We start from the raw sequence: 21,562 nt of genomic DNA, 5'->3' as shown, positions 1-21,562 counted from the left end.
TATAGTGCGCAGTCTATATAGTAAGCAGAGTAAGGGGTTAATAGGCGTAGATATTAGTTCTACTTCTGTTAAATTGCTGGAACTTTCTGTAAAAAATGGTCGATATTGGGTGGAAAATTACGCCTTAGTACCATTACCTGAAGGTAGTGTTGTTGAAAAAAATATTCTCAATCCAGAAGCTGTTGGCGATGCCATTGAAAAAGCTTTGAGTATTTCTAATATTCGAATTGACAATGTTGCGCTCGCAATTCCTACATCTATGGTAATTACCAAAGTCATTGAAATGGATGCGGATATGACGAGTGATGAACGGGAAGTTCAAATTCGTATGGATGCAGAGCAATATATTCCATTCCCATTGGATGAAGTAAGTCTAGATTTTGAAGTCTTATCAGATCGTTTATCTAACCCAAATCGTGTGAATGTATTACTCGTTGCGACACGTGTTGAAAATGTGGAAATGCGTTGTGAGGCAATTGAACTAGCTGGTTTAACACCTAAAATAGCCGATGTTGAAAACTTTGCTATTGAAAATGCATTTAAAGTTTTTGCTGATACTTTACCAATGGGTGCAAATACGATTGGTATTTTAGATATTGGTCACACCATGACTACATTGTCTGTATTGCAAGATAATAAAATTATTTATAACCGCGAACAGGTGTTTGGCGGTAAACAGTTAACACAAGAAATTCAAAACCGTTATGGGTTGTCGTATGAAGAGGCAGGGCGAGCGAAAAAAACGCGTACTTTACCTGACGATTACGATACAGAGGTTTTAGAGCCATTTTTAGATGCTGTAATTCAACAGGCAGCTCGTTCATTACAGTTCTTTTTCTCATCTTCTCAATTCAATGAAATTGACCATATTTTGTTGGCTGGCGGAAATGCAAATATTCCAGGCTTAGCAAAGGTTTTACAACAAAAACTAGGTTATCGCGTGACGACAGCAAATCCATTTTTACAGATGGGTTTTTCACCACAAATCGATATTAAAAAAATTGAAAGTGATGCGCCATCGTTATTAGTTGCATGCGGATTAGCATTGAGGAGTTTTGATTAATGGCAAAGATTAATTTACTCCCTTGGCGCGAAGAGCTGAGAGAAAAAAGAAAGAAACAATTTATTGCTGCAAGTGCTGTAGTTGCATTGTTGGGCGTATTACTTGTTGGGATTACATGGTTTTTCTATGACCAAAAATTAAGTGATCAAGAGCAAGCTAATCAACTTATTGTTAGCACTAATCAAAATTTAGATCAGCAACTTAAATCTTTAGAAGGTTTGCAAGAAAAGCGTAATCAAATTATTGAACGTATGCAGCTAATTCAAGGTTTACAAAGTCAAAGACCTATTGCAGTTCGCTTGATTGATGAATTGGTACGTGTAACACCAGAAAATGTTTATATCACTCGTTTTACACGAGCAGGTAATAAATTTACGTTTGAAGGTAGAGCAGAAAGCCCAAATGCTGTAGCTGAGTTTTTGAGAAATTTAGAAGCATCCTCTTGGTATAGAAATGCGTTTATGAATTCATTTCTTGCAGGTCCAGAGCCAGCTCAAGGTCAAAAATCTTTAGTACCACGTCCAGAAGCTAGTTATGGAACATTTGTGGTGACAGCAGACTTAGATGAACCATCTATTCAAGCTGTTGCAGCAGAGCAACCAGCAGTGGTTGTAGAAGAACAAGTTGTTGAAGTTTCAGCTTCGGAGGTCGCGCAATGAGTATAAATGACTTTGATGATATGACTGAAGAAGTGCCAGTTGCGAAAAAGAAAAAATTTGATTTTCAAAAATTTATGCAACAGTGGAATACATTGGATGCAAATAACTATGGTGGTTGGCCAGTTTCGGTAAAAGTTACCGTTTGGATTTTTGTTTTGGTGGGGATCATGTTCTTAGGTTATATGTTGTTGTTAAAACCTAAGATGGATGAGATTTCTAATGCAAATGCACAAGAGCAAAACTTGTTAAATGAGTTTAGAGCGAAAGATTCAAAGCTTCGAAACTTACAAGCGTATCAGCGCCAATTACAAGAAATGGAAGCAAACTTTAATCAGCAATTAGAGCAACTTCCGAAAGAAACTGAAATTCCTGGTTTGGTTGAAGACATTAACGTAACAGGGGTAAATTCAGGGCTGAAGTTTAGAAATATTCGTTTAGAACCAGAAGTTGCACAAGAATTTTTCATTGAGCAGCCTATTTCTATGGAAGCTGTAGGTGATTATCATTCTTTTGGTGCATTTTCGAGCAGTATTGCAGCATTACCACGAATTGTAACATTGCATGATTTTACGCTGACAGCTGGTCCAAATACAGAAAAGAGAACAGATATACCTCAAATTACATATAACGTAAAAGCCAAGACTTATCGTTATGTGGGTAATGCAGAAGGAGCACAATAATGAAGATTAAAACATTAATGCTTCTTTGCTTTGCTACAGCAACACTTGTAGGTTGTGATTCTAGAATTGATGAGGTTAACTTACAAATGGCTGAAATTCGAAGTCAGCCACCGTTACCTATTGAGCCTACCCCTAATTTTGATCCTGCTCCAGTGTTTAATTATTCAGCTTTGCAACTACGTAGTCCATTTATACAGAGTTCTTTGGCGGCAGAGTTAAAACTTATGGCTGGTAAGCGAGTATATCCAAACTTATCACGTCAACCACAACCGTTAGAAAGTTATCCGCTTGAATCTTTAAGCCTGAAAGGAAGTCTTAAAAATAATGCAGGACAGATTATTGCATTAATTCAAACACCAGATGGGGAAGTAGATCGTGTGCAAGTCGGTAGCTATATGGGGACAAGCTACGGGCGTGTAGTGAAAATTACACCCACACAAATCGACTTAATTGAAATTATTCCAGATGGTCGTGATGGATATGTCGAACGTCCAAGAAGTCTGATTTTAATTGGGCTTACGCCATAAGTTAAGGAATAAAAATGAAGAATAGTACAAAAGATTTTATATTTGGGGATGGTCATACAATGAACAACTTGTTCCGTCAATTTTCTATGGGGGCAGTTGCTTTTGCCATAGTACAAGCTGCAAATGCTCAATTAAGTATTACAAACATTGTCCCAATGGAAGTACCTGGTCAGGGGACTGAAATACGTGTGATGTTTAATGGAATTCCTTCGCAACCAGCGGCTTATCAGTTGGAACAGCCGTCACGCTTAATTCTAGATTTTGACAAAACACAACAAAAGCTACAGCAAAAAACCATTCCTGTTACATCAAAAGAAGCTAGTTCTGTAGATGTGGCTTCAGATGCTGAGCGTTCACGTTTAACTGTAAATTTAGCAAATTCAGGCGCATTCACAACACGTGTTGAAGGCAATACATTCATATTAAAAATTAACTCAGCAAATGCGGTTGCTAAACCTGTACCTGCACCAATACGAAACCAAATTGCAAAAGGTGTTTCAAATATTTCTTTTCAACGTGGTGCGGATGGTGATGGACAAGTTATTGTTGATTTGCTTGGAAAAGATACCCCTGTTGATGTTCAGCAAAATGGTAGCAAAATTATTGTTCGTACCATTGGTAATAAAATCCCAGCAAATTTAACACGTCGTTTAAATGTGAATGATTTTGCAACTCCTGTATCAACCATTGATTCACATAATGATGGAGCAAATGGTGTAATCACTATTCAGGCGACGGGTGGCTATGAATACATGGCTTATCAAGCTGAAAATAAGCTGACAATTACGTTAAAGCGTCCAACTGAAAAAAATGTTTTAAAACCACGTTCAGCAACAAGCTATACAGGTCAAAAGCTTTCTTTAGACTTCCAAGATATTGAGGTTCGTCGAGTTCTTCAACTTTTAGCAGATTTTACCAATATGAACATGGTTGCTGCTGATAGTGTAGGGGGAAGTATCTCATTACGCTTAAAAGATGTGCCGTGGGATCAAGCTTTAGACATTATTTTAAAAGCAAAAAATTTAGATAAACGCCGTACTGGCAATGTGATTTGGATTGCACCAGTAACAGAGTTATCTAAGGCTGATGCTGAAGAAGTAAAAATGCTTGAGCAACAAATTAAACTAGCACCAATTCAAACAGAATATATTCAATTGAATTATGCAAAAGTTGAAGATATTGCCTCATTAATCACCTCAAATAAATCTGCAGGTGGAGCAAGTGAGAAAGGTGAAAGTCTTCTGAGTAGTCGAGGTTCTATTTCTGTCGATAAACGAACCAATACATTGATTGTGAATGATACCGAGCAATTTATTCAAAAAGTGAAAAAAATGATCGACTTGCTTGATGTAGCTGTTAAGCAAGTCATGATTGAGGCAAGAATTGTAACAGCAGATACAAGTTTTGCTCGAGAGTTGGGTATTAATTGGAATCTTGAGAGAAATAATCCATCTTTTGCTGGTGGAGCAAATGGTTCTACAGTTTGGGGTGGTGATTTCTCTCCGAAATTTGATTTGGGCGTGAATTTAGGAACAGCAACATCAGGTAGCTTTAACTTTGGTTTACTTAAAATCTCAGATTACATGCTGAATTTAGAGTTAACGGCAATGCAGGCCGATGGACATGGTGAAGTGCTTTCTGCACCAAAAGTTCTAACAGGCGATAAGCAAAAGGCTCACATTCTCCGTGGTGATCAGCTTCCATACCAAACATGGAGTGCCGATACTGGGGTAACAACAAACTTTGTTGATGCAAACCTTAAATTGGAAGTTACGCCAAGTATTACCCCTGACGGTAAAGTTCAGATGTCTTTAAAAATTCAAAAGGATACTGTGGGTGAGTTAACTACAGCAGGCTATGCGATTAAGAAGAATGAACTTGAAACCAATGTGTTGATTGATGATGGCGAAACGGTTGTACTTGGTGGTATTTTTGATGATGCGAAAAGTAACACCTATAAAAAAGTGCCATTCTTAGGTGATATTCCATTTGTAGGGAATTTATTTAAGAATAATGTCAAATCAAATCTTCAATCTGAGCTATTGATTTTTGTTACACCACGAATTGTTAATGACAGTGTTTCAAGAAATCATTAATATATTTTCAATTTAAACAAAATTAAAAGGTGACTCCTTGCTAAGCAAAGAGTTTGGGTCTCTACCAAATATATATTTGGTAGGGCCGATGGGGGCAGGAAAAACAACCGTTGGACGACACCTCGCAGAGTTGTTAGGTCGTGAGTTTCTAGATAGCGATCATGAGATTGAGCGAAAAACAGGTGCGACGATTCCTTGGATCTTTGAAAAAGAAGGTGAAATAGGATTCAGAAGTCGAGAAACAACGGTTATTGATGAGTTAACAAATCGACAAAACCTTGTTTTAGCAACAGGTGGTGGTGCTGTGACTCAAGCCCCTAATCGTAAATTTTTAAAACAGCGTGGTATCGTTGTTTATTTATATACGCCTGTTGAAATTCAGCTTCAACGGACTTATCGCGATAAAAATCGTCCTCTACTGCAAGTCGAAAATCCTGAACGTAAGTTACGAGATCTTTTGGCTATCCGCGACCCTTTGTATAGAGATGTTGCTCATTATATTATTGAAACAAACCAAGGTGCAGCGCGAGATTTGGCGCATAGTATCTTGAATTTAGTTGTTTCTAACGAATTACTTTAAGTTGTTAAGCGGTCTATTTCATGCAAACTCTACATGTTGAACTCGGCGATCGCCGTTACCCAATTTTTATTGGTAGTGATTTAAATCCACAAACATTACTTGAGCCTTATATTAAAGGTCGCCAAGTGATGATTGTGACCAATACAACAGTTGCGCCTTTGTATTTAGACCGCTATATATGTGCAATTGAAGCCTTGGGTAAAACAGTTGAAACTTGTATTTTGCCTGATGGTGAAAAGTATAAAAATATTGAACATTTAACATTAATTTTTGATGCTTTGTTAAAGGTTGGTTTCAATCGAGATTGTACTGTTCTTGCTTTGGGTGGGGGCGTGATTGGAGATATGGCAGGATTTGCATCTGCAAGTTTTCAGCGCGGTGTTTATTTCATTCAAGTTCCTACAACATTACTTTCTCAAGTCGATTCTAGTGTTGGCGGTAAAACAGGAATTAATCATCCTTTAGGCAAAAATATGATTGGTGCATTTCAGCAGCCCCAAGTGGTGCTTGCAGATATGTCTCAATTAAAAACATTGCCACCACGTGAACTTTCAGCAGGTTTAGCCGAAGTTATTAAATATGCGCTTTTGGGTGATATTGAATTCTTAGCTTGGCTTGAAGAGCATATTGATGGTCTAGTTGCGGGTGATGAAGTATTGCTTGCTGAAGCGGTTTATCGTTCTTGTGCACATAAAGCACGTATTGTTGCAAATGACGAAAAAGAACAAGGTGAACGTGCATTATTAAATTTAGGTCATACTTTTGGTCATGCGATTGAATCATACTTGGGGTATGGCGAGTGGTTACATGGGGAAGCTGTAGCAACTGGGATGGTCATGGCGGCAGATTTGTCCTATAGAATGGGATGGGTTAGTGAAGCAGATTTAGAGCGTACAAAAAACATCATTTCTCGTGCACAATTACCTATTATTTGCCCTAAAATCCCCTTGGATGATTTTCTTGGATTTATGTCACATGATAAGAAAGTGCTGAATGGTCAGCTCCGTCTTGTATTGATGAAGCAATTAGGTCATGCGGTTATTACAAAAGAGTTTGATGTAGAATTGATGAAACAATCAATTTTAGCCAATCAAGAAACTTCATAGGGTATTTTTATGGCAACACTCCGTACATATTGGGAACGTATTCAAAGTTCAATTTGGCTTACGTGCGGTGTGTTGTGCTTATTTTTTGCTTTGGTTTTTTGGGCTGTTTCAGACAAAGAAGAAGATTATGTTGAAATTGTAAAAGAGCCTGAGACAGAGGTTGAAATTCAAATTCAGCCTGAAAAAGTTGCAGCAACAGCACATTTAGGTGCGCTTTTAGAGGAAGTAAAACCTTTAGAAATCACCACGCGGTTAACAGCATCAGGTAATCATGAAGCAGAATTTCGAGGTACTAAGTTTATTGCAGATCATGCTAAAAACTCGACCATTGAATTATTTCGAGCAAGAGAAGAAAGTGTTGTTAAGGGTTTTATTCAAAAGCAAAAAGATCGTTCACAGTTTACTTATATTCGTTTAAGTGGTGAAAATCAGCAAGAACAATATGTCGTACTTTATGGTAACTACGATAGTTCAAATGCTGCGAAATCAGATTTAACACAATTGACAATAAACCTTCCTGCTTCAGTTAAACCAAGTATTCATACATTTTCTGAATATGCAGGTTTGGTCAATGATCTTGGCTCAGATGATCTAGGTGTTACTGGGAAGTTGTATGAAGTTAGATTGTTACCTGCTGCTCTTCCTAAAGTTGTGGTACCAGTCGTAAAACAGAACACCATCAGTGAAAATCAAATCCCTGATTCTGCAACAACATCCACAACAGTGACTCGTCGGGATGGAAATGGAAACATTGTAGATATTCAAAAGACGCATACAGAAGTTCCTGTTACGCCAGCAGTGTCTTCAGAATAATAAAAAAGATAAAGTGAGTGAAAATGGGTCACAAGACCGTCCTAAAATAGCGCAATCACTTTAGTTATTATTTCAATAACGCACATGAATAGTGCATTATTTTCACAAGTAAACTCGGTTCCCTATATTTTTTTATAACAGCCCTTTCAAAATAAATGTTTCAAACATTCAATAAACAGTTGGCATTGTTTTTGCTTTATTGGTGCATGAATAGAAGAAACGTCACTATTTTGGCGCAAAAATATTCAATTATTGTGCGGTTTTGTTAAATTTTCTTACGTAATTTAAGTGCATAAACAGCATAGATTTGTTCTTCATCGCCTTACGATGCGCTATAACTTAGCTAATAGTTCAATTGTAAATAGAACAAGTTTTGTGAATATTCATTGATATTAGTGAGTCAGACTAATCGCAAAGAAATTAGATTTATTTTAGTACTCGAAAGAGTATGCTGAAAAGAAGGGTACGCTATGCACATGCCATCGCCTAATACTGTAGCTCCCGCTCAAGGTTTATACCAACCGGATGAGTTTAAAGATAACTGTGGTTTCGGTTTAATTGCCCATATGAAGGGTGATGCAAGCCATGATTTAGTCAAGACCGCAATTCATAGTTTAAGTTGTATGACCCACCGTGGTGGTATTGCCGCAGATGGCAAAACTGGGGATGGTTGTGGTCTTCTTTTGGCTATGCCGAAAGCATTCTTCCGCGAAGAAGCAAAAAAAATTAGTGATGTAACATTAAGTGAAGTCTTTGCTGCGGGGACTATTTTTCTAAATTTAGATCCTGCATTAGCTGCACATTCTAAAAAAATTCTAAGCAAAGAAATTGAAGCTGAAGGATGTAAAGTTCTAGGTTGGCGTGTAGTTCCAACCAATAACGATGCTTTGGGTTCTATTGCAATGCAGTCTTTGCCTGCATTTGAACAGATTATTGTGAACTGCCCAATGGGCGTTACAGAAGTAGAATTTAACCGTAAATTGTTTATGGCACGTCGTCGTGCAGAACAGCAATTAACAAACGATCCTTACTTTTATGTAACGACTTTATGTTCAACAGTGATTACATATAAAGGCTTGATGATGCCTGCATATATTGCAGACTTCTATACAGACCTAGCTGATGAACGTCTAGCATCACACATTGTAGTATTCCATCAGCGTTTTTCTACAAATACCTTACCACGTTGGCCATTGGCACAACCTTTCCGTTATTTGGCACACAATGGTGAAATCAATACCATTACAGCCAACCGTAACTGGGCTGTGGCGCGTACACCTAAATTTGAAAATGAGTTTTTACCAGGTTTAACAGACTTAAATCCTATTGTTAACCGCACAGGTTCAGACTCATCAAGTATGGATAACATGCTTGAGATTTTGGTAAGCGGTGGTATGGATTTATTCCGTGCACTTCGTATGTTGGTACCACCTGCATGGCAAAATGTTGAAACCTTAGATGCAGATTTGCGTGCATTTTATGAGTTCAACTCTAAGCACATGGAAGCTTGGGATGGTCCAGCAGGTTTAGTCATTCAAGATGGTCGTCATGCGATTTGTATGCTTGATCGTAATGGCTTACGTCCTGCGCGTTGGGTGATTACCAAAAATGGTTATATTACACTTGCATCAGAAATTGGTGTTTGGGGTTATGAGCCTGAAGATGTGGTTTCTAAAGGTCGTGTGGGGCCGGGTCAAATTCTTGTAATTGATACTTTCACTGGTAAGATGCTTGATACGAAAGATGTAAGTAATCACTTGAAACGCATGCGTCCTTATCGTGAATGGTTACGTGAAAATTCTGTTCGTATTCAAGGTAGCCCTGAGCTAGAAGAATACTTATGTGATCAAGGCTTAAAAGGTGATGATCTAAAAGCATCTCAAAAAATGTTCATGGTGACATTTGAAGAGCGTGATCAATTATTACGCCCAATTGCTGAAAGTGGTCAAGAAGCAGTAGGCTCAATGGGTGATGATACACCAATGGCTGTATTGTCTCGTCAAGTTCGTCATGTTTCAGATTACTTCCGTCAGCAGTTTGCTCAGGTGACAAATCCACCAATTGATCCATTACGTGAATCCATTGTTATGTCATTGGAAACGTGCTTTGGTCGTGAGCAAAATGTATTTGAACAAAGTCCAGAACATGCAGATCGCTTAATTATTTCAAGCCCTGTACTTTCAAATTCGAAAATGCATCAAATTCGTACTTGTGGTCGTAAAGGTTATGAAATTGCAGATATCGATTTGAACTATGCTGAAGCAGAAGGTCTTGAAGCTGCAATTTCACGTATTTGTGAAGAAGCAGCCCAAGCAATTCGTGATGGCAAAACCTTGCTTGTTATTTCAGATAAGAAAATCCGTGAAGGTTTCTTACCTGCAAATGCGATTATGGCAACAGGTGCAATTCACCACTTCTTGATGAATGCGGGTTTACGTACAGATGCTAATATTATTGTTGAGACAGGATTAGCACGTGATGCTCATCAGTTTGCAGTTATTTTAGGTTTTGGTGCAACCGCGATTTATCCATATCTTGCTTATGATGTAATTAATGATTTAATTGCAAAAGGTGAGTTATTGGGAGATCCAATTCATGCTCAAGCAAACTTCCGCAAAGGCATTGAAAAAGGCTTATTAAAAGTTCTTTCGAAAATGGGTATTTCTACAGTTGCTTCTTACCGTGGTGGTCAGTTATTTGAAGCGATTGGCTTATCTGATGAAGTGGTAGCGAAATGCTTCACGGGTGTACCAAGTCGTATTAAAGGTGCAACATTTGTTGACCTTGAAAATGATTTGAAAAAATTGGCAGATTTGGCGTGGAAAGCACGTAAACCAATTGAACAAGGCGGTTTACTTAAGTTTGTATTCGATAAGGAATATCACGCATTTAACCCAGATGTGATCAACGCTTTACATAAAGCTGTTCGTTCGGGTAACTACGCAGATTTTAAAGAATATGCCGAGCTTGTAAATACACGTCCAATTGCCACAATTCGTGATTTATTTAAGCTTAAAACAGAAAACTCAATTGCTTTAGATGAAGTTGAATCTGTAAAAGAAATTCTTCCTCGTTTTGACTCAGCAGGCATGTCTTTAGGTGCATTATCTCCTGAAGCACATGAAGCAATTGCAATTGCAATGAACACCATTGGTGGTCGTTCAAACTCGGGTGAGGGCGGTGAAGACCCTTCACGTTACGGCACAATTCGTAACTCGAAAATCAAACAAATTGCGTCAGGTCGTTTTGGTGTAACTCCTGCATACTTAACATCTGCAGAAGTACTTCAAATTAAAGTGGCTCAAGGTGCAAAACCAGGTGAAGGTGGTCAGTTGCCGGGTGGTAAAGTGAATGGCTTAATTGCTCGTTTACGCTACTCTGTGCCAGGTGTGACGCTTATTTCTCCTCCTCCGCATCATGACATTTATTCAATTGAAGATTTATCTCAATTAATTTTCGACTTAAAACAAGTTAACCCACAGGCGATGGTGTCCGTTAAGCTTGTTTCTGAGCCGGGTGTCGGTACGATTGCAGCGGGCGTTGCAAAAGCCTATGCCGATTTCATTACCATTTCAGGTTATGACGGTGGTACAGCGGCTTCTCCACTTTCTTCAATTCATCATGCAGGTTCTCCATGGGAACTCGGTTTATCTGAAGCGCATCAAGCACTTCGTGTAAACGATTTACGTGGCAAAGTACGCGTACAAACTGATGGTGGTTTGAAAACAGGTCTAGATGTTGTGAAAGCAGCCATTTTAGGTGCAGAAAGCTTTGGCTTTGGTTCTACACCAATGATTGCTTTAGGTTGTAAATATCTACGTATTTGCCACTTAAATAACTGTGCAACGGGTGTTGCGACTCAACAAGATCATTTACGTCAGGAACACTATATTGGTGAACCTGAAATGTTGATTAACTTCTTCACATTTATTGCAGAAGAAACACGTGAATGGTTAGCGGCTTTAGGTGTTTCAAGTTTAAAAGACTTAATTGGTCGTACAGACTTACTTGAAGTTTTACCAGGTGAAACAGATAAGCATGGTCACCTTGATTTAAGTCCATTGCTTCAGTCGCATCCTGCTGCTGAAGGCAAAGCGCAATATTGCCAAGTTGAAGGAAATGCGCCATTTGATAAAGGCTTACTCGCTGAAAAAATGGTTGCAGAAATTCTTCCTGCAATTGAAGCAGGAACGGGTGGTGAATACCACTTCACGATTGGTAACTGTGACCGCTCTATTGGTGCACGTTTATCGGGTGAAATTGCACGTCGCTACGGCAACCTAAGTATGGAAGCACATCCTGTTAAAGTGAATTTGACAGGCACAGCAGGTCAGTCTTTAGGTGTTTGGAATGCAGGTGGTTTGCATATTAGCTTAGAAGGCGATGCAAATGACTATGTAGGTAAAGGTATGGCAGGTGGTCGTATTTCTATCTTCCCACCAAAAGGTTCACCATTCCAAAGCCAAGAAACAGCAATTATTGGTAATACATGTTTATACGGTGCAACAAGTGGTAAGTTGTTTGCAGCAGGTACAGCAGGTGAGCGTTTCGCAGTTCGTAACTCAGGTGCTTTTGCTGTCATTGAAGGTGCAGGCGATCACTGCTGTGAATATATGACAGGCGGTATTGTGACTGTATTAGGTAAGGTAGGTCATAACTTTGGTGCAGGCATGACTGGTGGTTTTGCTTATGTACTTGATTTAGATAATGACTTCGTTGACCATTATAATCACGAACTAATCGAGTTAAATCGTATTTCAACTGAAGCAATGGAAGAACATCAATCATTCTTACTACGCATTTTAGATGAACATATTAAAGAAACAGGTAGTGCTTGGGCGTACAAGATCCGCCATGAGTTTGATTTCTACAGCCGTAAATTCTGGCTAGTGAAACCAAAAGCTGCAAACTTGCAGACTTTGTTAAAAACAACTCAAGCAGATCCACAATAATTCCACTACTTGCTGAAAGATAGGCAGATGTAGCGGTAAAAAAGCCGTTACATCTACCCACGGAGAGAGACATGGCAGAGCGCCTAAACAATGACTTTCAATTCCTGGATGTAGCACGCCAAGATCCAGAGAAAAAAGATCTAAATATCCGCAAAGCAGAATTTGTGGAAATTTATAAACCATTTACGGCAGAAGTTGCTGCAAACCAAACGCATCGTTGTTTAGGTTGTGGTAATCCATATTGTGAGTGGAAATGTCCAGTACATAACTATATTCCAAACTGGCTAAAACTAATTGCAGAAGGTCGCATTTTCCAAGCAGCAGAATTGTGTCATCAAACCAATACCTTGCCTGAAGTATGTGGTCGTGTATGTCCACAAGACCGTTTATGCGAAGGTGCGTGTACCTTAAACGATGGTTTTGGTGCAGTGACTATTGGTAATGCTGAAAAATATATCAATGATACAGCTTTTGCACTAGGCTGGCGTCCAGACATGTCTCATGTGAAATGGACAGACAAAAAAGTTGCGATTATTGGTGCAGGTCCTGCAGGTTTAGGCTGTGCAGATATTCTTGTACGTAACGGTGTAAAACCTGTTGTATTCGACAAGCGCCCTGAAATTGGTGGTCTTTTAACGTTTGGTATTCCAGAATTTAAAATGGAAAAAGACGTGATGAAACGCCGCCGTGAAATTTTCTCAGGCATGGGCGTAGAGTTTCGTCTAAATGTTGAAATTGGTACAGATATCACCATCGATCAGCTTCTTGCAGAATACGATGCTGTCTTTATGGGTATGGGAACATACACATATATGAAAGGTGGTTTCGCAGGGGAAGATTTGGATGGTGTTGTAGATGCACTTGATTTCTTAATTGCCAATGTAAACCGTACTCAAGGTTGGGAAAAAGATCCTTCAGAATATATTTCAGTTGAAGGTAAAAAAGTCATTGTTCTTGGCGGTGGCGATACAGCAATGGACTGCAACCGTACTTCAATTCGTCAAGGTGCTGAATCTGTAACATGTGCTTATCGTCGTGATGAAGAGAATATGCCAGGTTCACGTCGTGAAGTAAAAAATGCACGTGAAGAAGGGGTGAAATTTGCTTTTAACCGTCAACCAATTGAAATTGTGGGTGAGAACGGCAAAGTAACAGGCGTTAAAGTAGTAACAACGCAATTGGGTGAGCCTGATAGTCGTGGTCGTCGTAGTCCTGAGCCAATTCCAGGCTCTGAAGAAATTTTACCTGCAGATGCTGTGTTACTTGCATTTGGTTTCCGTACAAGTCCTGCGGATTGGTTTGGTGGTGTAAATATCAATCTAGATGGTTCAGGTCGTGTAGTTGCTCCTGAACAACAAGAATTTAAATTCCAAACATCTAACCCGAAAATTTTCGCGGGCGGTGATATGGTGCGTGGCTCTGACTTAGTTGTAACAGCAATTCATGAAGGTCGCCAAGCAGCAGAAGGTATTCTTGATTATTTAGATGTGTAATACATTTGAATTCATAAAAAGACCCGCTTCGGCGGGTTTTTTTTATGTGTTGATTAATGATAGAAGTGGTTTTGTCTTGGTATTAAAGAAAAAATACAATAAAGCGAAAAAATCGAGTTAGAATCGAAAGAACATCATAAATATAACTAAATCATTGAGGTTTATGAAAATGAATTATATGAAAAAAAGTGTTTTAGCGGCTGCATTAGCAAGTACGTTAATGTTAACGGGCTGTGGTTATAATACTTTACAAGTCAAAGATGAGTCTGTTGCAGCAACATGGTCGGAAGTTCAAAACCAATATCAACGCCGTGCAGATTTAGTGCCTAATCTTGTTAATGTTGTAAAAGGTTACGCAAAACATGAAGAGCAAGTATTAACAGAAGTGACAGAAGCACGCGCCAATATTGCGGGCTTAAAAGTAGATAAAGACGTACTTGAAGATCCTGCTTTATTTGAAAAATACCAACAAGCTCAAGCACAAATGACCAGTGCATTATCAAGATTAATAGCTGTTTCTGAAAACTATCCTGACTTAAAAGCGAATGAACAGTTCAGAGAGCTTCAAGTTCAATTGGAAGGTACAGAAAACCGCATTGCAGTTGCACGTAATCGTTATATTACGAGTGTGCAAGATTTTAACTCCTATGCTCGTCAATTCCCACAAGTGATGACAGCTAAAGTCATTGGTATGAAAACCAAAGAAAACTTTAAAGCAGATCAAAGTGCACAAACAGCACCTAAAGTAAATTTTGAATAACTCTAAAAAATTATAAGAGAAGATAGATGTTTGATTCTGAGAAAAAGCACTCACTCAATCTAGCTATTCAAGCTTTTATAATGAGCTTGATGATGCTTGTGAGTGTATCTGCATGGAGTGAAATAGCCACAGCAACAGATGATGCAGATATTGTTGTAGCTGGAAAAATTATTCAGAATCAACAAAAAACATCTTCTACACAAATCTCAAAACAAGAAAATGTACAGCCACTTCAAGTTGAAAATGATTTAGCAGATGGCGAATCAATTCGCACACTGCCAACTTTAAATGAGCCTATTATTGATCAAGCCAATATTTTATCTGCAAGTGAAAAACAGCAAATAAGTGCACATATTTTAAAGTTAAATGAACAGGCTAAAGCACAAATAGGAGTGGTCATTGTTCCTACGACAGGTCAGGAGGATATTTTTGATTTTGCAATGCGTATTGCCAACGAGTGGAAGTTAGGCTCAAAAAAACAAGACAACGGTTTATTAATGGTAGTTGCGATTAATGACAGACGTATTCAAATTGTGACGGGTTATGGTTTGGAAGGAGTTTTACCCGATATTGTTGTAAGCCGTATTATTCGAAACTCTATCACGCCATATTTTAAGCAGAATCAATTTACTCAAGGTATTGATGCTGGTTTAGTAGAAATAGAAAAAATTTTAAATATGGATCCGGGTGTTGCAGCACAAGCAGCACAGGAACTTAAAGAAAGACAAGCTCAGGCATTGCATGAGCAACAAGCCAAAGAGAAAACCTTTAATACAGCATTGTTTATTTTAATTGCAGGAGTTATTGGTTCTTTTGTTGTTGGAAAACGCTTAAGTGCATCGACGGCTGCTGTTGCTGGAACTGTTGCAGGATTGGTCAATGGTGCAGGGTTACTCACAAGTTTATTAATTGGTGGCGGAATTTTCTTTTTACTTATTACCACAATTGCACAGGCATTGTTTCAGGCCATTTTATCGGGGAGTGGTGGTCGAGGTGGTGGCTCGGGTGGAGGTTTTGGTGGAAGTAGTGGAGGATATCGCGGTGGTGGCGGCGGCTTTGGTGGGGGAGGAGCATCAGGATCATGGTAAAAAATACAGAAACGACAAAAATTGTCACGCAGCCTAAACTTAATGAAGTAGCTAAACCAAGTCTTAAACGATGGTTAAAGCATTTCTTTTTTATGCCTGCGACCAAGCGTTATTTTAACCAACAAGATCAATCAGCAATTGCAGCAGCTGTAAAGGATGCAGAACAAGGTCATGTTGGTGAAATACAAGTGGTTATAGAAGCTTACATTCCTGCTTCACAAGCTTTTTATCAAGATACTTATGCAAGAGCAAAGCAACTGTTTGCCGAGATAGGCGTATGGGATACAGAGTTTAATAGTGGGGTACTGTTATATATAAATTTATGTGACAAAAAAGTTGAAATATTAATAGATAGAGGCATTAAAAAAGCAACAACACAAAAGGTCTGGAATGAGATCTGTGAGTTGATGATTCAAACCATAAAAAAGCAAGAATATAGACAAGCTGTAATTAGTGGTGTCACTGAAATAGGTATAGTGTTGGATACATATTATGCAGGTAAAATGATTAATATTGAGAACGAGTTGTCAAATCAGCCAATTATTATTGGGTAAAAGATGCAAAAGTGACAAAAAAAGTCACTTTTTTACATAAAAATACATTGGATGGTTGCTGTTCAGAAAAAAATCTATATAAGGCTCTGTTTTTGATTGAAAAATAATTATAATGAAAATTGGCATATAAAATGCTGTGTACACAATAGCTCATAAAGCTTATAAAAAATTTACAAAACATTTGTGGAGAATGTTATGAACAATCAAAAGGGTTTTACTCTTATTGAATTGATGATCGTAGTCGCGATTATCGGTATTCTTGCAGCAATCGCGATTCCTGCATACCAAAACTACACTAAACGTGCTCACGTTACAGAAGGTTTAAACCTTGCTGGTGGTGCAAAAGCGGCTGTAGCGGAATATTATTCTTCTAATGGTGATTGGCCATCAGGTAATACAACTGCTGGTGTGGCGCCTGCTGCAAGTATTAAAGGAAATGCAGTACGCTCAGTAACTGTTGATAAAACAAAGATTACAATTGAATATACCTCTAAAGTTACAAATAAAGCGACTGTTACTTTAGTTGCAACAGCTACTAGTGGTGGTATTGAGTGGAATTGTAAAGGTGGTACATTAGCATCTGAATTACGCCCAGCTAACTGCCGTTAATTTAGTAATAGAAAAGAAGCATCAATTGATGCTTCTTTTTTTATGTTTTTTGAGTAAAAGAGAGAATAATGGAAAAATCTAAATTTTATAGTCTTTTGATATCTATATTATTCTTAACGGTTGTTGTTTATTGGGTTGGTTTGAAAGGTGACTATGTTTTTGATGATAGCGCCAATATATTAGAAAATAGTAAATTAGCTATTACAGAATTATCTATTGATGCTTTAAAAGCGGCTTATGGTTCTGGGGATGCAGGTCCATTGGGTAGGCCAATTAGCATGCTCTCTTTTGCGTTAAATCACTATTTTGCAGGGTTTGACCCTTTTTATTTTAAATTAACGAATTTATTTATCCATTTGATCAATGGTATTTTGATCTGTTTTTTATCTTTATCTATTTTAAAATGGATAAATAAAGATAAAAAATTAACTGATAAAACTGTTTCAATTCTTGCGCTCATAATCAGTGCAATATGGCTTGTACACCCATTGAACCTAACGAGTGTGCTTTATATTGTTCAGCGCATGACAAGTTTGTCGACATTATTTGGCTTGCTGGCATTGGTTTTATATTGTAAGTGGCGGGTAGCGTCATACTCAGTTTTAAAAAATATAGCTTTTATTACTAGTATAGTTGTTGCATTTATATTATCTGCTTTAAGTAAAGAATCTGGGCTTTTATTTATCGTATTATTGTATTGGATTGAGCTACTTATATTTCAAGCAAAAAATAAAAATGGTTTTGCTCTACAGTTTTGTAATGTTCAACTTCTAAAACTATTATGGATTGGAGCTGTTTTAGGTGGGCTAATATTACTTTATCTCATTCAGCCACATTTAAATCCATACGCTTTCGCAAGACGTGATTTTAATTTAGAAGAAAGATTATTAACCGAATCAAGAGTTGTATTCTTTTATGTCAAAATGTTTATTTATCCACAGTTAAATGAACTTAGTCTTTATCATGATGATTTTATTATTTCAAAATCGTTATTGAATCCAATTACAACGCTGTTCTCCGTTATTGGTTTAGCATTAATTAGTATAGTCAGTATTGTATTAGCTAAGCGCTATCCACTTGTGTTATTCGCATGGGGATGGTTTGTTATTAGTCATCTAATGGAATCTACTATTTTTTCCTTAGAACTAGTTCATGAACATCGAAATTATTTTGCATTTATTGGTGTAATTATCGTTGTTTTATATTACATGGCAAAATTAAATAATAAAAAATTAAAGCCATTAGTATACTTATTTGGATTAATTTTCATTTTAAATTTGGCATTTACGACGTGGCAACGCTCTATGGTTTGGTCTAACTTGGTTGATCATGCAGTTTATGAAGCGACGATGCATCCAAAGTCAGATCGTGCAAATTATCAATTAGCGCGTGTTTATATCAAGCTCATGGAAAATGAGGAAAATGAAAGTTTGAAAAATAGTTATATTCAGCAGGCTTATTATTATTTGAATGCTTCAAAAAATAGTTATTTACCAGCAAATGGTGCATGGTTTGCGGAAATTCATTTGAATTCATATTTGAACAAACCAATTTCAAATGAAACAGTTAATCAGCTTATAAATCAATTAGAAAATAGACCGTTTCAGAATAGTAATGTGAGCTTTTTAAGTTCATTGACAAACTGTCAAATAAAGTCTTTTTGTAAGCTTGATCATATACAAGCGATACAAATTATTGCAGCTGGGTTGGATAACAAAACATCGAATCCAGATATTAATTCAGAAATTTATAAACTTTTAGCGCAATATTATGTGTCAATATTGGGTGACTATATTAAAGCAGAAGAGTTTTTAACTAAGGCAATTACGCTTAAAAATGATGTAAATGGTCATTTATTATTAACCCAAGTTTATCGATTACAGGGTAAAATTAAAGAGGCAAATGAGCAGTTACAGGTCGCTATATCTTTAGATCAAGATGGGGTTTGGTTTAAAGAGATTAATATAGAAAAAAGAAATCTTAATGGTGCTGTAAATCCGGGGAAATAGATGAAGGTTAGTGTGGTTCTACCTGCAAAGAATGAATCAGGTGCTATTGAAGCAACAATTTCCAAAATTTTGAATTTGAAATTAGTTGATGAAGTTTTAGTGGTTAATGATGGCTCGACAGATCAGACTGCTGAATTAGCAGATAAGGTTGGTGCACGTGTTATTTCTCACCCGTATTCAAAAGGTAATGGTGCTGCTATAAAAACAGGTGCTCGCAATGCATTGGGAGACATTATTGTATTTATGGATGCAGATGGGCAACATGATCCTCAAGATATTCCCAAATTATTAAAAAAGATTAATGCTGGCTATGACTTAGTTGTGGGGGCGCGCCAAAAAGGTTCACAAGCAAGTGTGGGGCGTGGTATTGCGAATAAGTTCTACAATAATTTAGCCACATATATGACAGAACATAAAGTCGAAGATTTAACTTCAGGTTTTAGAGCGGTTCGAGCGGAAAAATTTAGAGAATTTATTTATTTATTACCGAATGGATTTTCTTATCCAACAACTAGCACAATGGCATTTTTTAGAGCTGGCTATTCAATTTGTTATGTACCTATTCATGCGAGTCAACGTATTGGAAAAAGCCATATTCAACCATTAAGAGATAGTATTCGTTTTTTCTTGATCATTTTTAAAATTGCGACGTTATATGCACCACTAAAAATGTTTTTACCATTAGCTGTGCTATTGTTTCTTATGGGAACAGGATGGTATGGGTATACACTTTACGAATATCATCGTTTTACGAATATGAGCGCTTTATTTTATACAGGTAGTATTATGATTTTTCTGATGGGATTAATTTCAGAACAAATTACTGCTTTAATGTATAAAGAGAATTAATTTGATGTTGGAAAGCTTAAAACAGTTATGGGAAATTTTAACGCCACTAGATAAGCGTAAAGTTGTTTATGTGCTTATTTTAGTTGTGGGAATGGCATTGATCGAGTCTGCTGGGGTGATCTCGATTATGCCTTTTTTGGCTGTTTTATCGAATCCATCTGTGATTGAAACTACGCCAATATTAAAAAAAATATACGAAATTTTAGGTGCCGATAATACAAAACAAATGATTGTTTATTTAGGTATTATTTCTTTTGCTGTTGTTATATTCTCTACAATATTCAAAATAATTACACAATATGCTGTGAATAGGTTTTCAAATTTACAGAGACATTATTTTTCATCCAGATTATTAAAAACTTATTTAAATCAAAAATATGAATTTTTCATTCAAAATAATAGTTCGTTATTAATAAAAAATGTTTTATCTGAGGTTGATCAACTTATAGGTACAATGATTTTACCCACTCTAACAATGATGTCGTACGGGGTGGTGCTATTTGCAATGACTGGTATCTTATTAATATATGATCCAATTATGGCACTTGGGACAGCAGGTATTTTAGGTTTTTTTTATATTTCAATTTTTGTGTTTGTTAAAAGGAGACTTAGTCGTATTGGTGCTGAATTTACTCAAGCCAATACGGAGAGGTATCAAAGTTGTCAGGAAGCTTTTGGTGGTATTAAAGATGTCATTATTAATAATGCTAAACAGGGTTATATAGAACAATTTGAAAAATCATCACGGGTTTTTGCAAGGCATATCGCGACAAGGGATACTTTGGGGCAAATTCCACTAAATATAATTGAAACTATTGGATATGGTTCAATTATTGGTTTAGCTATATTGCTCGTTGTTTCAGGTAAAGATGTTTCACATATATTGCCAATTTTAGGGCTTTATGGTTTTGCAGCCTATAGAATGCTACCAGCTGCACAAAATATTTATAGATCAATTTCTCAGCTTAAATTTTCAGAGCAAGTATTGAAAGTTTTAATTCCAGAATTCCTTTTAGAAAAAGAAAGTATTGCCTCTGAATCTGTAACTAAGAAAGTTGAATTACAATTCAAAAAGTCTATTCGTTTGGAAAATATTAGTTTTGCCTATCCAAATCGTTTAGATAAAGCTGTGTTAACGAACTTTAGTCTTGAAGTTAAGAAAAATGCAAGTTTAGGCATAATGGGAAAGAGTGGAAGTGGTAAAAGTACACTTATGGATTTAATGTTAGGTCTATTAGTACCTCAAAGTGGGAAAATATATATAGATGATATTGAACTGAATGATAATAGTGTAGAAAACTGGCGTAGTTTAGTGGGATATATTCCTCAATTTATTTACTTGGCAGATAAATCTATTGCTGAGAACATAGCATTTGGCATTCCTAAAGACCAAATTGACTTAGAGCAAATCAAAAAGGTCGCAAAACTGGCTCAAATAGATAGTTTTATTACGCAAAATTTAAAAAATGGTTATGCGGAAATTGTTGGCGAAAGAGGAGTGATGCTTTCAGGCGGTCAAAGGCAGCGAATAGGGATTGCGCGTGCTTTATATAAGAATCCTGAAGTTATTTTTATGGATGAGGCTACAAGTGCATTGGATAGCGAAACTGAGCAATCTGTGAATGAAGCAATTCAATGTTTAAATGGCAAAATAACGATGGTTATTATTGCTCATAGAAATACAGCTATCCAACATTGTGAAACAATAATTAGTATTTAGTTTT

Annotated in this window: 17 protein-coding genes; all 17 read left to right on the top strand. The window is 37.0% G+C overall.

Annotated features, from left to right (window positions below; genetic code table 11):
* The first annotated feature begins 4 nt into the window (after positions 1 to 4).
* The 17 genes from AC5YC8_RS03075 (at position 5) to AC5YC8_RS02995 (ending at position 21,558) form a co-directional block, all read left to right on the top strand.
* A complete protein-coding gene (locus AC5YC8_RS03075) occupies positions 5 to 1,063 on the top strand; it encodes a pilus assembly protein PilM (RefSeq protein WP_496117320.1) in 1,059 nt (352 codons plus the stop codon).
* On the top strand, positions 1,063 to 1,722 hold the full coding sequence (locus AC5YC8_RS03070) for a PilN domain-containing protein (protein WP_496163502.1): 660 nt from the start codon (positions 1,063 to 1,065) through the stop codon (positions 1,720 to 1,722). Before AC5YC8_RS03075 ends, AC5YC8_RS03070 begins: the two co-directional genes overlap by 1 nt.
* Positions 1,719 to 2,402: a type IV pilus inner membrane component PilO gene (locus AC5YC8_RS03065; RefSeq protein WP_496163501.1), complete on the top strand. Its 684-nt coding sequence runs from the start codon at positions 1,719 to 1,721 to the stop codon at positions 2,400 to 2,402. The genes AC5YC8_RS03070 and AC5YC8_RS03065 overlap by 4 nt, the downstream gene beginning before the upstream one ends.
* Positions 2,402 to 2,929, top strand: coding sequence for a pilus assembly protein PilP (locus AC5YC8_RS03060; RefSeq protein ID WP_496163500.1), 528 nt, complete (start codon positions 2,402 to 2,404; stop codon positions 2,927 to 2,929). Before AC5YC8_RS03065 ends, AC5YC8_RS03060 begins: the two co-directional genes overlap by 1 nt.
* A 14-nt stretch (positions 2,930 to 2,943) precedes the next feature.
* Entirely contained in the window at positions 2,944 to 5,025 is a 2,082-nt protein-coding gene (locus tag AC5YC8_RS03055) for a type IV pilus secretin PilQ (RefSeq protein ID WP_496163499.1), read from the top strand.
* 37 nt (positions 5,026 to 5,062) lie between these two features.
* Positions 5,063 to 5,605, top strand: coding sequence for a shikimate kinase AroK (gene aroK / locus AC5YC8_RS03050; RefSeq protein ID WP_496117326.1), 543 nt, complete (start codon positions 5,063 to 5,065; stop codon positions 5,603 to 5,605).
* 20 nt (positions 5,606 to 5,625) lie between these two features.
* Positions 5,626 to 6,711, top strand: coding sequence for a 3-dehydroquinate synthase (gene aroB, locus AC5YC8_RS03045; RefSeq protein WP_496163498.1), 1,086 nt, complete (start codon positions 5,626 to 5,628; stop codon positions 6,709 to 6,711).
* Positions 6,712 to 6,720: 9 nt separating this feature from the next.
* Positions 6,721 to 7,524 carry a hypothetical protein gene (locus tag AC5YC8_RS03040; RefSeq protein ID WP_496163497.1) on the top strand — a complete coding sequence of 268 codons (804 nt, stop codon included), beginning with the start codon at positions 6,721 to 6,723 and terminating at the stop codon, positions 7,522 to 7,524.
* 476 nt (positions 7,525 to 8,000) lie between these two features.
* Positions 8,001 to 12,476: a glutamate synthase large subunit gene (gene gltB, locus AC5YC8_RS03035; RefSeq protein ID WP_496163496.1), complete on the top strand. Its 4,476-nt coding sequence runs from the start codon at positions 8,001 to 8,003 to the stop codon at positions 12,474 to 12,476.
* A 71-nt stretch (positions 12,477 to 12,547) separates the two neighbouring features.
* Positions 12,548 to 13,969, top strand: coding sequence for an FAD-dependent oxidoreductase (locus AC5YC8_RS03030; protein ID WP_496163495.1), 1,422 nt, complete (start codon positions 12,548 to 12,550; stop codon positions 13,967 to 13,969).
* A gap of 169 nt (positions 13,970 to 14,138) precedes the next feature.
* On the top strand, positions 14,139 to 14,729 hold the full coding sequence (locus tag AC5YC8_RS03025; protein ID WP_496163494.1) for a LemA family protein: 591 nt from the start codon (positions 14,139 to 14,141) through the stop codon (positions 14,727 to 14,729).
* Positions 14,730 to 14,755: 26 nt separating this feature from the next.
* Complete coding sequence (locus AC5YC8_RS03020) at positions 14,756 to 15,817, top strand: TPM domain-containing protein (RefSeq protein ID WP_496163493.1); 1,062 nt, start codon at positions 14,756 to 14,758, stop codon at positions 15,815 to 15,817.
* Complete coding sequence (locus AC5YC8_RS03015; protein ID WP_496163492.1) at positions 15,811 to 16,371, top strand: TPM domain-containing protein; 561 nt, start codon at positions 15,811 to 15,813, stop codon at positions 16,369 to 16,371. The genes AC5YC8_RS03020 and AC5YC8_RS03015 overlap by 7 nt, the downstream gene beginning before the upstream one ends.
* A gap of 195 nt (positions 16,372 to 16,566) precedes the next feature.
* Positions 16,567 to 16,980: a pilin gene (locus AC5YC8_RS03010; protein ID WP_496163491.1), complete on the top strand. Its 414-nt coding sequence runs from the start codon at positions 16,567 to 16,569 to the stop codon at positions 16,978 to 16,980.
* A gap of 68 nt (positions 16,981 to 17,048) precedes the next feature.
* Positions 17,049 to 18,989, top strand: a complete 1,941-nt coding sequence (locus AC5YC8_RS03005; protein WP_496163490.1) for a tetratricopeptide repeat protein — start codon at positions 17,049 to 17,051, stop codon at positions 18,987 to 18,989.
* Entirely contained in the window at positions 18,990 to 19,838 is an 849-nt protein-coding gene (locus AC5YC8_RS03000) for a glycosyltransferase family 2 protein (protein ID WP_496163489.1), read from the top strand. It abuts the gene before it with no gap.
* A 70-nt stretch (positions 19,839 to 19,908) separates the two neighbouring features.
* The gene (locus AC5YC8_RS02995) at positions 19,909 to 21,558 is read left to right on the top strand and encodes an ABC transporter ATP-binding protein (RefSeq protein ID WP_496163488.1); all 1,650 of its coding nucleotides are present in this window, start codon (positions 19,909 to 19,911) and stop codon (positions 21,556 to 21,558) included.
* The last annotated feature ends 4 nt before the right edge of the window (positions 21,559 to 21,562 follow it).

The organism is Acinetobacter sp. FY731 (assembly GCF_059515905.1).
This window is presented reverse-complemented; position numbering and strand designations above follow the sequence as displayed.